Annotated in this window: 10 protein-coding genes; 4 read left to right on the top strand and 6 right to left on the bottom strand. The window is 38.9% G+C overall.

The genetic code is table 11. The annotated features are described in order from the left end of the window. Positions 1–139: 139 nt before the first annotated feature. Positions 140–958 (bottom strand): inositol polyphosphate kinase family protein, encoded by an 819-nt coding sequence (locus BP861_RS05305; RefSeq protein ID WP_292373260.1) that lies wholly within the window; start codon positions 956–958, stop codon positions 140–142. Positions 959–1341: 383 nt separating this feature from the next. Here BP861_RS05305 and BP861_RS05300 point away from each other — a divergent pair, with 383 nt between their 5' ends. Further along, positions 1342–2013, top strand: coding sequence for an alpha/beta hydrolase (locus tag BP861_RS05300; protein ID WP_292373258.1), 672 nt, complete (start codon positions 1342–1344; stop codon positions 2011–2013). 206 nt (positions 2014–2219) lie between these two features. Here BP861_RS05300 and BP861_RS05295 read toward each other — a convergent pair whose 3' ends face one another. The 3 genes from BP861_RS05295 to BP861_RS05285 form a co-directional block, all read right to left on the bottom strand. Next, positions 2220–3095 (bottom strand): cation diffusion facilitator family transporter, encoded by an 876-nt coding sequence (locus BP861_RS05295; RefSeq protein WP_292373256.1) that lies wholly within the window; start codon positions 3093–3095, stop codon positions 2220–2222. A 333-nt stretch (positions 3096–3428) separates the two neighbouring features. Then, positions 3429–4514 (bottom strand): radical SAM/SPASM domain-containing protein, encoded by a 1086-nt coding sequence (locus BP861_RS05290; RefSeq protein ID WP_292373254.1) that lies wholly within the window; start codon positions 4512–4514, stop codon positions 3429–3431. Between the two features lie 753 nt (positions 4515–5267). Next, positions 5268–6479, bottom strand: a complete 1212-nt coding sequence (locus BP861_RS05285) for a DUF2117 family protein (protein WP_292373252.1) — start codon at positions 6477–6479, stop codon at positions 5268–5270. A gap of 206 nt (positions 6480–6685) precedes the next feature. Here BP861_RS05285 and BP861_RS05280 point away from each other — a divergent pair, with 206 nt between their 5' ends. The 3 genes from BP861_RS05280 (at position 6686) to larA (BP861_RS05270) (ending at position 10642) form a co-directional block, all read left to right on the top strand. Beyond that, positions 6686–7378 carry a metal-dependent hydrolase gene (locus BP861_RS05280; protein WP_292373251.1) on the top strand — a complete coding sequence of 231 codons (693 nt, stop codon included), beginning with the start codon at positions 6686–6688 and terminating at the stop codon, positions 7376–7378. 311 nt (positions 7379–7689) lie between these two features. Beyond that, the gene (larA, locus tag BP861_RS05275) at positions 7690–8952 is read left to right on the top strand and encodes a nickel-dependent lactate racemase (protein WP_292373249.1); all 1263 of its coding nucleotides are present in this window, start codon (positions 7690–7692) and stop codon (positions 8950–8952) included. A gap of 430 nt (positions 8953–9382) precedes the next feature. Next, entirely contained in the window at positions 9383–10642 is a 1260-nt protein-coding gene (gene larA, locus BP861_RS05270) for a nickel-dependent lactate racemase (protein ID WP_292373247.1), read from the top strand. A gap of 63 nt (positions 10643–10705) precedes the next feature. Here the strand turns inward: larA (BP861_RS05270) and BP861_RS05265 are convergent, their stop codons facing one another. After that, positions 10706–12364, bottom strand: a complete 1659-nt coding sequence (locus tag BP861_RS05265; protein ID WP_292373245.1) for a sodium:solute symporter family protein — start codon at positions 12362–12364, stop codon at positions 10706–10708. Positions 12365–12461: 97 nt separating this feature from the next. Next, on the bottom strand, positions 12462–12623 hold the full coding sequence (locus tag BP861_RS05260; RefSeq protein ID WP_292373243.1) for a symporter small accessory protein: 162 nt from the start codon (positions 12621–12623) through the stop codon (positions 12462–12464). Between the last annotated feature and the right edge of the window lie 179 nt (positions 12624–12802).

Raw genomic sequence — 12802 nt, 5'->3', positions numbered from 1 at the left:
TTACCTTCTACTTCTCAGTATTATCTTCTACCTCTCATTATTCAATTTCTCATTATATTTTCCGTTTCCAAATTACTCATCTATTTTCCAGGTTTTATGCTATCTATACTTCTTATTTTTATTCTGTTTTCATTCTTGTTTATTCATTCTTGTTTATTTTTTCTTGTTTTACAGCATAAGCTTCTAAAAAATTAATGAGTGCAGTTATCCCTTCATCAAAATTTTCTTTATATCTCTGGTATAATTTGCTATTCACGTCGATAGGATATGCTAAATCAATTAATTTTGCATGTGCATTCTTCGGATGCTGAAGATCAATTACAATCAGAACACTAGACGCGATAAACGTTTTTTGATTTTGATTTAACTTCTCTTTAATCAGATTTAGTTGAATTATAATTTTTCTTAAAGTAACGTCTTTACCTGCGTTTATTTTATCAAATTGTTCCCGCAAGAAGATCTCAGAATTTCTACCTATTTTTGCCCTGTTTCCATCCTCTATTGGAATAGCACGCCAGCCTCGAGTAGAAGATTTAGTGTAACGATCATATAGACTCATTTTTATTTTTTTAAAAAAAGTGCCAATCCGGTTTTTTTCTCTGGAGGTTGATAGTTGGGATCTAGATGCCGTACTTTTCCCTATTTTTATATCCAGAGCCACAAGTGAATGTTTTTGGATTCCGTAAAACATATTTTGCATTACTATAACATTCTTACCCATATTCCTTATTTCTTGGTTATCTTGATTGGTTCGTTCTGTATAAGGTATAATATCTTGAAGTCCACCTGGATTCTTATATATCTCATATTCTTTCTGATTTGTTCTCTTTGCTATTTTCCTTCCCTCATCTATTTTCCGAAAATTTCCAGCATGTCCTGCCATTAAAATGAGATTTTGAGTGATATTTAAAATGACATTTAAGGATTGTTTTCGGATTGTTTTAAGTCTTATACCCATTACCCATCATATCTAATTCTTGCTTCTTATCGGATAACTTTACCTGTATTTGCTGAACTCAGTTAGTTCTGAGGGTTTTAATCCAGGATTTTGGAACTATATTTATTACTATATTTATTACAAGAAGATGCCAGAATATCTATTGCTACAGGTGTGATGGAAATTGCACTAAAAATTCCTTATATCTATACTTTCAAAAATTGGCGGTCAGTAGCATCTATGCTTTAAAAGAATAGGTTAATTAAAGTTTTTAGATTCATTCTAAAGAAAAAAATCGTTATTTCCCAAGTGCGATGATAACTTATATTATGCCCAAAATATTATTTAGGGAAAATACAAATTTTGCTTATTATAGCTTTGCTTATTAGAGTATGGGGGATAAAATGAAAGAATTATCTAATATAGAAGAAAAAAGTAATGAAGTCCAAATTCCAATTGGGCCAATCTATCTTAACGGGATCCTTGATATTCCCAAAGGAGCCAGGGGAATTGTTGTTTTTGCGTATGGTAGTGGGAGCAAAAGCTCAAGTCCACATGACGAGTACATTGCACAGGAACTTAATAAAAGTGGTCTCGGAACTCTTTTACTCGATCTATTGACAGTAGATGAAGGAGGAATCGAGATGTTAACACGTGACTCCCATTTTGATATAGAAATGCTTTCAATAAGGCTTATTGATGTAAGCAGATGGCTTTTAAATAGATCTGATACTAAAGGGCTTAACCTGGGTTATTTAGGCACCAGTACAGTGACTCCAGCTGCAATAATAGCTGCAAGAGAGCTCAAGGATGTTGTAAAAGCAGTCGTCTCTAAGGGAGGACGGCCTGACCTTGCTGAAGATGCCTTAATGTATGTAGAGGCACCTACTTTGTTTATTGTAGGCGGAACAGATGACGAAATAATAGATTATAATAAATGGGCTTTAGAGAGAATGGTTATAGCAGATAAGGAACTTAAGATCATTCCAGGTGCTAGCAATCTTTTTGAAGAGCAGGGAACTTTAGAAGAAGTTGCTCATTTGGCATGTAACTGGTTTAAAAAATATCTCCTATAAATTAGGTAATGTTGGCTAATACAATAATCTATAGCACAATTTTTGGTCATGCATAAGTGGCTAGTTGATATTTTCGGGATATTTTTTAAGTACTTTATTAGTTTATAAGATACCAACTATAATTTCCCATTGCACAAGATCTTACTATTGAAAGTTTGTCTTTATCGCATTCTTTGTTCACTTTCTTTGTTCACTTTCTTTGTTCATTATTTCTTCGATTCAAAAATACATTCTGTTGCAGAACAAAACCCTTCGCTTTCCAGTTCAATTGTTGAATGCTCGATGTGATATTCTTCTAATTTGCTTTTAATAGATAGCCTCATCTTATCTGGTGTCTGTAGATATTTGTCTTCCACAACAACATGAGCTGTTAAAAGATCGGTTTCTCCTTCCAGAGACCATATATGAAGATCATGAACCAATTTCACACCTTCAACCGATAAGATAGATTCCTTAATTGCATCAATATCAATATTCTCAGGGACACCTTCTAGAAGAAGGTTAAGCGTTTCCTTTGCATTTTTAGAAACTCCCCATAATACAAAAATGGTGAATCCTATTGTCATTATAGGATCAATAACGGGTTTGTCCCAGAACCTCATAATTATCGACCCGGTAAGCAGGGCTATCCATCCTAAAAGATCTTCTAGAAGATGCCACGATAATACTTTCTCGCTCTGGCTCATCCCTTTCTTCAATCTTAAATATCCCAGTCCATTTATAGCAAGTCCAATAACTGCAATTAAAGCCATTCCATCAGCGTTTACAGGCTCTGGACTGATCAGACGCGGGATTGCCTTGGCAAGTACAAACAACGACCCGGCTATAAGTACAATAATAGTAAATGTTGCAGATAAGAGAGATAACCTTCGATATCCAAAAGTCATTTTACTGGTTGCAGGTTTTTTTGCTTCCCTTTCTGCGTACCAGGCTATTATTAACGCAAAACTGTCAGCAAAATCATGCAATGCATCAGCTATCAGTGCTAAGCTGTTTGTTAAGAATCCTCCTATCAATTCTATGACTGTAAAGAGTATGTTTAAAGCCGCAGCAAATCCCACATTTTTTTCCCTATCACCCATAAATAGTTCATTAACTACGTTGTTGTTAAACCTTATGTTCCTCTGGAACTGAGAACTCAAATTATTAAGGTCTGAAATTGTTCTTGATTTCTTAAAATGTCTGTAACGGAATTAATCAGCATTGAAAGGAACAAAATTGTCTAATACAAAAATCGAGTATGTTGTAATTAATTCAAATTTTGTTATTTATAATAAAAATAGAAAATATTTACTTGATATCTGGGTCTGGGAAAATTATATCAGATATAATTCAACCTAGGAAAACCCTTCAATCTATGGCGGCAGGATAGTATGGACTTCTACTATAACTCAAATTCTTACCAGCAAATCTGATTACAGTCCTGCTTTCAGGAGTTTACTCTTAAAGTAGTCCTTATTAATAGTGTTTTTTCCAGGATAGCAACAGTAAGGGTTTTCAAATTTTGAATCCGTTGTAAAATAGCAGGCTCCTCTGCATCCTCCCCTACAAATAGCCCCTTTATCACAATCTTTACAGTTGCCTGTCAGCATATTAGTACCGAAATTTCTATTATAAGCAAAATTTCCTTCTTTATACCAGATTGTAGATAAAGATTCTTCACGCAAATTGCCTTCTATAAATTCATCCGAATAGAGGGATTCACAACCTTTAACATTGCCTGTACTACCTATCCCTACAACTCTCAAACCTGCTTGGCATCCTGACCATGCGCAGATTGTCCCGAGCTGGCCTCTTAAGTAGAATTCATTTTCATCAAAATATCCGATGTTGTCTCCTGCATAGATAGCAATCTTTTGTTTATTACGCTTTTCTCTAATAAATCGGGTAATTAGGGGTACTTTTGCAGGATCAAGGAGAAGACCCTTTTTATCAGCCATATTTCCCATCGGGTTAACGATCTGCATCTGCCAGAGCTTTATTCCCTTTTCTACAAGTAAATCGTACATTAACCATAGATCTTCAAAGTTTCTATCTATTAAACTGGTTACAACAGCTATAGGGATACCTTCTCTGTTAAGTATGTCAAAGGCTTCCATTACCTTTTCGAACGAAGTGCTTACATTTCTCATATTATTATGATTGTTTTCCATTCCGTCAAGAGAAATTCCTACGTTAGTTAATCTGGCATATTTTATCTGGGCAATTTGTTCATCTCCAAGTAAAAGCCCGTTAGTAATAAGATTTACACCAACTCCCTTCTCTGATAACTTCCTGGATATTTTTTCCCATCCTTCGTATAAAAAGACTTCTCCCCCAATAAAAGTTACCTGCTTGCATCCTAGATCTGCCAATTGTTCGGCTACATTAAGACATTCATCAACCGTGAGTTCATTTTCTCTGGCTTTTCCTGCCACAGAACCGCAGTGCTTGCACCTCATATTGCATTTTAGTGTAAGTTCCCAAACACAGAATTCGGGTTTGTATTCATCTGGATTCATCTGTATTACTCCGTATTCATAGAGCAATCTAATCAAAAATCTGTAAAATAGATTTGAGCATTTAGCGTGTTCTATTAATTTACACATTATTGAATGTTAATTTATAAATAGTCTAAAAAAATAAAATATGGAGGATTGAATGCTAATATATTATCTAAAAAATTTAAAATATGGAGGATATTAATTTTTAATTTCTTTTTTTTAATCAGGACTTCTGCATCTGTGAAACAAAATCAAGAACATATTATTTTTTAATATCAGTGTATTTTAATTATTTTGATCCTCTTTTTTGTTACCGATCTTTTTGCTACTGATTTTGTAGTTCAAATGCATAAGTTATACTTTATTTTCATTCTAGAGGCACACCATACAAAGGCCTGACCACACCATATATAGGAACAGGTCGAGGCTCAGCTATCGGTGGTATGTACACACACCCGCCCCCAGGGTATAAAATCAAGATATTTTTACTAACAATCATCGCTTCACCATCCTAATCATTTATTTGGACTAAAACTGGATTGTATAGTCATTATTATTCAAACAATATAATTCATATGGAATCTTAATTTAGAAACATATAGTTCTCCCAATTATTGATATATTTGTTTAATTTATGTCTTATAGGTCTAATTGAGTACATAATTTACTAATTGGAACGTTCTAATTCACAGCTATCAAAAAAATAGAAAAAAGGAATTATGTTGAAAATAAGGCTGGAATGTGAGCAAGGATAGCGCTATCAGGAAATTTTCAATATTCAATAATAGTTTCAATAAAGGGCTCTGCAAGTTTCATTACATCTTCTTTAAAAGAGCATATATCCTTTAAGACCGCAGAATTTTCGCCCCGTAAAAGTTCCTGTTTGAGTTTTTTACCCAGGATATCATCCTTTCCTGCTGCCAGCCTGAGCACGATGGAGCCAGGAAAGATTTCAGTCCGACAAGTTAGATTATCACAGTCTCCGTCCGTGATTCCGAGAATAGGAATCCCTAGCCTGGACAGGATGTCGCCTGCTATGGCTGTGGTGTCATCTCCCACGGTAACTGCAAGTTTGGCGTCACCAGCCAGTTCAAAAGTATCTTCAGCGGCATGGTCTATAAATGCGACTCTTCCTGCGGCTGGTCTGGAAGAAATACTTAATCCTCTGCCATGCACCTTAAGTTTCCGGGCTTGCAGTGGAAAGGAATTTCCTCTTCTCAGATCTCCGCTTTTTACCCAGGCTTTTGCAAGGTCTACAGGGTCTCTTTTTTCGTAATTATGAAGTTTTTCGAGTCCATGCTCTTTTATTTCTCCCCCCTCGATTGCAACAATAAAACCATTTTCGGAGACTATGCTTACCTTGGAAGAAAAGGCTTTCCCGATTATGATCCCGTTCACCAGGATCTTTTCTCCAGGAAAAACGCCTGAAAGCTTACGTATAACCTGTATTTTACCTGTTACCGGGCAATTTTCTACTAAAACTGAATTTGGAACCCTCGAATTTCGAAGGGGTAAAGGGCTTTCAGTGGGAAGCCCTAAAATCTCAGAAAGCTTCTCAAGATATTCTCCGTATTCTTTGGCCTTTTTATTGAGAGGTATCAAAATTCCATTCGCATTTCCTGGGCTTTCAATCTGGATAAGAGGTTTCATCTCCGGCTCTCGAAGGCGTGCATAAACCATTTCTCCAAATACCTTCCCGGTCTCAACAGTTTTTCCCCTGTTCAGGAGGCATACAAGGTCTGAGATTTCGAAAAGTGATTCGATGCATGTACTTGGCTTCTGATGCCTACTTATATCTATAACGTTTTCAAGTCCTGCGTCCAGGACAGCTACCTTTCCCATGGTTCCGCCAAGCCGTGCTTCTATTTTTCCCACGCAGGAAAGCTTTTCAAGGACTTTTTTCGTTTCTCCCGAATCAATCACTTCGGGCCCGTGGATCACCAGACCAACTTTCATTTTCAGTCCGTTTGATGGAAGAAACATATTAACATAATCCTCTGTACAACTCTTTCTCATTTCCTTCTCTTTTTTTACCATAAATAATTGATAACTCATTATCGCTGACAATTATAGAAAAATAAATTACCGATAGCAAAATTATTGATAGCAAAACTAACGATAGCTAAATTAAGGATATTTAACTTTTTTATTATTATATCTTGATAAATTAATGATTTTGAGGCAAAAAGATGGCTGGCGTAAAGATCACCTGGCTCGGACATTCGGCTTTCTTGTTCGAAGCCGAAAAGAAGTTGTTGATTGACCCTTTTATTTCAGGAAACCCACTTGCTCCGTGCAGTCCTGAAGAACTGAATCCTGACATAATAGCTGTGACTCACGGGCATAGCGACCATCTTGGAGATACTATCGAAATCGGAAAACGGACTGGCTGCCGGATAATTTCCATCCATGAGGTTGCAAATTATATAAAATCGAAAGGGGTCTTTGCAGAGGGCATGAACAAGGGCGGTACAGTAAGTGTAGAGGGGATAAAGTTAACCATGACCGAAGCGCTCCATTCCTCCTCAATTGATGCTTCCGGTTTCAGCTTCGACGGCGGCTGCCCGGCAGGCTTCATTATCCGAATCAATGGACATTCCGTCTACCATGCTGGAGACACCGGGGTTTTCGGGGACATGCAGCTCATAGGCGAACTTTACGAACCTGATATAGCCCTCCTGCCCATAGGCAACAAATTTACAATGGGTATAAAAGAAGCCACAAAAGCCGTAGAACTCATTCGGCCCAAAATCGTAATTCCCATGCATTACGGTACCTTTGATGTAATCAGTCAGGACCCTTTTGAATTCAAGAAAGTCGTTGAATCAAAAACTAATACAAAAGTTACTATTATGCAGCCAGGCCAGTCAATCGAACTCTAAATTCTAATATTCCTCTGCCCAGTTCCAAATCTATAATTCCTTATGGTGAGTGAAAACTATTTCACTTGACCATAAATTAACACTTTTGAGTGAAAATAAAAATGGTTTTCCCCTACCAGAATTTTAAATGGTTTGCATCTCTGGAGGCGAAATCTTTAAAAATAATACATATAATATAAAAAAGTAAGTCTAATTTTAACTACTGAATTAAGCTATATACAAGCTATATACTTAAAGCTGCATTAAATTTTGATTCTTTATTGTTTACCTATACGATTTTATATAATTAATACTAAGACATCGGAATGACCATGACTAAAAATGTAAAAACGATTCCATTCGCGTTTGGAAGGGGGATTTCGGAGCTGAATATGCCTGAGAAAAATATATCCAGTATTATTCTGCCTTCGGAATCGGAAATAAAGGAAGAAGGGGCTTCCCTTATTAAAAAAGCACTTGAAACTCCTATAAAATGTAACAGGCTTTCTGAGATTGTAAACCAGGATTCGAAAGTTGCCATCATCGTTAGTGATGTTACTAGGCCAACTCCTACTGCAAAAATTCTTCCTCCTCTACTTGAAGAACTTTATCTTGGAGGGGCAAAAGACGAAAACATTACTATTGTCTTTGCTCTGGGACTCCACCGCCAGCAGACTGAAGAAGAGTGTCGCCAGCTTGTAGGGACAGAAATTTTTGAAAAAATAAGGTGCATCCAGCACGACAGGGAAAGGTGCAGGCTGCTTGGGGAAACAAGTTTCGGAACACCAGTCGAGGTCTTTGAAGAAGTCGCTGACTCCGACATTATCATAAGTACAGGAACGCTGGAATTTCACTATTATGCTGGATACGGAGGAGGAGGAAAGTCCATCCTTCCAGGAGTCAGTTCGGAAAAATCCATACTTTCTTTCCATAGCTTTTATAGCAAAGTTTTTGAAGGTGATCCTCTCTCAGGCCGAGCCGACAGTCCGGCAAGAAAGAATATTGAGGAAGCTGCAAGGATTGCAGGCCTTGACTTTATTCTTAATGTCATAATTAACAGCAAAAAAGAGATTGTTGCTGCCGTTGCAGGTGATCTTGTCGAAGCCCACAGGAAAGGCGCAAAGTATGTTGATGCTATGTATAAAGTGCCCGTAGAGCCTGCAGATGCCGTAGTTGTTTCCTGTGGAGGCTTTCCAAAGGATATCAACCTCTATCAAGCAACAAAATCCCTTGAGCATGCCATTCCTGCCGTAAAAAGAGGGGGTTCAATCATCCTTGTAGCCGAATGTGCCGAGGGAATAGGAAACAAGGTTTACGAATGCTGGAACAGGGAATGCAGGGATCCTGAAGACGCAGTTGAACGTTTCAGAAATTGTTTTGAGTTCGGCGGGCATAAAGCTGCTATTGTCGGAAAGACCGCAAAAGAATTCAAACTTTACCTAGTCTCAAAGCTCCCGAAAGAGGAAAGCGAAAAAGCCTTCTTTACTCCCGTAAAAAGCATAGATGAAGCACTTGAAAAGGTATTTTCCGAGAATCCCGAAGCTAAAGTTCATATTATGCCTGAAGGAGGATGGACCCTTCCTGTAATGGAGTAAAGAATAATAATTGTCCATAAAAGCAGAAAATCAAGAATTAAATAAATAGAAAGCCAAGAGCAGAATCCGAAGAGGGTAAAATCGGAAAGTAAGGTATCCCGTAATAAATGTAGAAGTGGAATTCTGTAAATAGGGCAGAAAAAGAAATCCCGTAAAAACAGAAAATAAGGAATCCTGTAAAAACGGAAAATAAGGAATCCTGTAAACAGGCGAAACCAGCAGAGTCCAAAGCCAGTATTCCTTATTTACTTACGGTTAGAGCCATTATTCCTGATTACAGCTGATTGTAGATCAAGACAATTACAGTTTTTCCTTCTTATCTACGGATGATTAATAGATTTAAGCCACAGGTTTGAACTGCTTTTAAATCATATTTTATAGTTGTTTATCAGTATTATTTTATAGAACAACTGAAAGCGTCGGCATTAACATGACTGCAAATATAAAGAAAATTCCATTGGCTTTTGGAAGCACGCAGATAGAGCTAAATATTCCTGAGGGAAATATTTCAAGCATAATTTTGCCCTCGGAGCCTGAAATAAAAGAAGGTCCGGCCTTTTTAATTAAAAAAGCGCTTGAAAATCCCATAAAAAGCCGACGGCTTTCTGAGATTGTAAACCAGGATTCGAGTGTTGTAATTATCGTTAGTGATGTTACGCGGCCGACTCCGACTGCAAAGCTTCTTCCTCCTCTACTTGAAGAACTTTATCTTGGAGGGGCAAAGGACGAAAACATTACTATTGTCTTTGCTCTCGGGCTCCATCGAAACCAGACTGAAGAAGAATCCCGAAAACTTGTTGGAGAAGAGATCTACGAAAAGATCCGCTGCATTCAGCATGATACCCTCAGATGCAGACGTATCGGCATAAGTTCCCGCGGAACCCCGATTGAAATCTTTGAGGATATTCTGGACGCCGATGTTGTTATAGGAACCGGAAGCATTGAATTCCATTATTATGCAGGATACAGTGGGGGAGCAAAGTCGGTGCTGCCTGGCGTAAGCTCAAGAGAATCCGTTATTACAAACCATAAAATGATGATTGACGAAAAAGCTGTTTCCGGAAGAGTTGATGGCCCTGTAAGGCAGGACATGGAGGAAGCCGCAATAATTTTCGGCCTTGATTTCATCCTGAATGTGATGCTTGACAGCAAAAAAGAGATAGTTGCTGCCGTTGCAGGTGATCTTGTCGAGGCCCACAGGCAAGGCGTGGAAGTTGTGGATTCAATGTACAAAGTGCCTGTAGAGCCCGCCGATGCAGTAATCGTTTCCTGTGGAGGTTTTCCTAAAGATATTAACCTTTTTCAGGCAAATAAGGCACTTGACAATGCAACCCAGGCTGTAAAAGCAGGAGGTTCCATTATCCTTGTAGCCGAATGTGCCGAGGGGATAGGAAATCAGGTATATGAGTGCTGGAACAGGGAGTGCCGGAGTCCTGACGAGGCAATCGAGCGTTTCAAAAAATGTTTTGAGTTCGGGGGGCACAAGACTGCGATCATTGCAAAAGTTTCTAAAAAATTCAGGCTTTACCTGGTATCAAAACTTTCTGACGAAGAAACAAGAAACGCATTCTTTACTCCAATGGCAAGTGTAGAGGACGCCTTATCTGCAGTACTTGCGGAAAATCCTGATGCAAAGATTCACCTTATGCCACACGGAGGGCAGACCCTGCCGGTCAGAAAAGATAACTGATAATTTCCTATTATGGGCAAAATAAAAGAAACAAAATTAAAAATAAAGCGCAGAGGTGCAGGCTTAAACGCCTGCTGAATCTGCTGCACTGTGTGATGCTGATTCCGATACTTCTTCTTCATCTTCAAATCTGAGCCTGAAAGCCTTCTTTAGGAACTCTGGTGAGAATTGTGGTGTCATAAGGCTTACCACAATCAGGACAAGGAAGGACAGTGGAGTTGCGATTAGGATCGGGTCCACAAGAGGCCAGACACCTGAAAGCAAAGTTTCCTTGCCGAAAATTGCTTGGCAGATTCCCAGAGGCACTGCTTCTTTTGCATGGACAAAAACCAGCCAGAAGAGACTGCTTATCGAGCCCACAACAAGACTTGCAGTTGCTCCGGCTTTTGTTGTACGTTTCCAGAACAGTGCTCCTATGTAGAGCGGCAGGAAGGCCGATGTGCACAGCCCCATGAACATGGCAGTAGCTCTTGCAATGATGCTTCCAGGGAGAATGTAAGCCAGAATAACTGCTACCAGAATGGTAAATGCAATTCCTATTTTTGTAACATGTACTGTGCTTGCGCCGGACTTGCCTTTCATAATACCATGCTGGTAAACGTCATACCCTATGGCTGTACCCATTGTATGGAACTGGGCAGCTGCAGTAGACATTGCAGCCGAAAGCAGGCTGAGCATGAAAACTGCCACAAATAGTTCAGGCATTGCCTGGTTCAGGTATGCGGGAATTATAAGGTCAGTATTTCCGCCCGGAACAACATCAAGGGCAATTTTCCCTACAGTCCTGTAAAAGTATACGTTAGACAGGGCTCCCACAACATATGCGACTCCTGCCATCATCAGAAGGAAGGGACCTCCTACAGCAACTGCTCTTTTCAAGGAACGGTCGTCTTTCACAGTCATGAATCTGACTGCAAGCTGTGGCTGCGCAAGTGCTCCTATCCCCACTCCCATTATGATTGTGGAAACCATTGTCCACCAGATTGAGGAATTAAAAGCCGGCATTGCAGTCCAGCCTCTGTGTCCCTGTTCAACAAGCGCCTGAGGCACAAGGTTTACCATATTAGTAAGAGCCTGGTGAGCTTCTACGACTCCTCCCAGTTTGCTGTAGGTAAAGACCAGCAGGAAAGTCATTCCTATCAACATAATACTGGCCTGCATCGCATCCACGTACATTACTGAGAGGAGACCGCCTTTAATTACATAACAAGCAATGATAACGGTAAAGATCAGAAGAGCGAAGTTATAATTTATTCCAAGCGTAGTCTCAAGAAACCGGCCTGCTCCTATGATCACGCTTGCAGCGTAAAGCGGCATGAAAACCGCTACAATAAGCCCGGAAAATGCTTGAATAAACCTGGATTGGAAGCGTTTTCCTATGAATTCAGGGTAAGTAATGGCTCCAAGGTTTAGCCCCATACGCCGGGTTCCAGGACCGAAGACCACGAAGGCGATGAAAATCCCGAAAAAGATGTTCATGAAGACAAGCCACAGAAGTCCCATTCCTGTGGACGCGGCTACTCCTCCAAATCCTATAATTGCAGAAGTGCTGATAAACGCAGCTCCGTAGGAGAGAGCCATAATTGCCGGGGGTACACTTCTACCTGCAAGCATATATCCATCGGTCTGGGAACTTTTCTTATATCCCAGCCGGGCAACGTAGAAAGTTAATGCAAAATAAATAACGACAAGAAAAATTAGAGTTGAAGTACTTACTGCCATAAAAATAACTCCAGAATAATTTCGGCTACTGTTTTTTCTCAGGAATTCCCAAAAAGGTTTGACTGTAATGAACCTTTAGAGCAAATCCCGTACCCTTTTATTGGTTTTGAGTTACCTGTTTTTGAGTACTGCTTTTTACTGACTGTTCTTCTTTCTCCTCTCTCCAATTCAACAGCCCATAAACCATGCACCCGAGTGCACTAAATATACACGCAAGATATGCAAGCCAGATTTGAGGATCATCTATTCCTAATACCATCTACTACACCTTCCTGGAAAATATCCTGATAATGGCTAACATGACACTTGTTAGCAATGTACATTAATCCTTTTGTTATTTAAGTATATTGAGTAAGGTAAACTCCAGAACAATGTAACTTTATAAATTACAAAAATAATTTATTATAATTTGTATAATTCCACTTATTCCACTTATTC

The sequence above is a fragment of the Methanosarcina sp. UBA411 genome, from assembly GCF_002495725.1.
GTDB lineage: Archaea > Halobacteriota > Methanosarcinia > Methanosarcinales > Methanosarcinaceae > Methanosarcina.
Note: the sequence above shows the minus strand (reverse complement) of the source record. Positions and strands in the feature narration are given on the sequence as shown.

Excerpts from the sequence above, each read along its gene's own strand:
- BP861_RS05305 (WP_292373260.1), bottom strand. The coding sequence starts at position 958 with ATGGGTATAAGACTTAAAACAATCCGAAAACAATCCTTAAATGTCATT.
- BP861_RS05300 (WP_292373258.1), top strand. The coding sequence starts at position 1,342 with ATGAAAGAATTATCTAATATAGAAGAAAAAAGTAATGAAGTCCAAATT.
- BP861_RS05295 (WP_292373256.1), bottom strand. The coding sequence starts at position 3,095 with ATGGGTGATAGGGAAAAAAATGTGGGATTTGCTGCGGCTTTAAACATA.
- BP861_RS05290 (WP_292373254.1), bottom strand. The coding sequence starts at position 4,514 with ATGAATCCAGATGAATACAAACCCGAATTCTGTGTTTGGGAACTTACA.
- BP861_RS05285 (WP_292373252.1), bottom strand. The coding sequence starts at position 6,479 with ATGTTTCTTCCATCAAACGGACTGAAAATGAAAGTTGGTCTGGTGATC.
- BP861_RS05280 (WP_292373251.1), top strand. The coding sequence starts at position 6,686 with ATGGCTGGCGTAAAGATCACCTGGCTCGGACATTCGGCTTTCTTGTTC.
- larA (WP_292373249.1), top strand. The coding sequence starts at position 7,690 with ATGACTAAAAATGTAAAAACGATTCCATTCGCGTTTGGAAGGGGGATT.
- larA (WP_292373247.1), top strand. The coding sequence starts at position 9,383 with ATGACTGCAAATATAAAGAAAATTCCATTGGCTTTTGGAAGCACGCAG.
- BP861_RS05265 (WP_292373245.1), bottom strand. The coding sequence starts at position 12,364 with ATGGCAGTAAGTACTTCAACTCTAATTTTTCTTGTCGTTATTTATTTT.
- BP861_RS05260 (WP_292373243.1), bottom strand. The coding sequence starts at position 12,623 with ATGGTATTAGGAATAGATGATCCTCAAATCTGGCTTGCATATCTTGCG.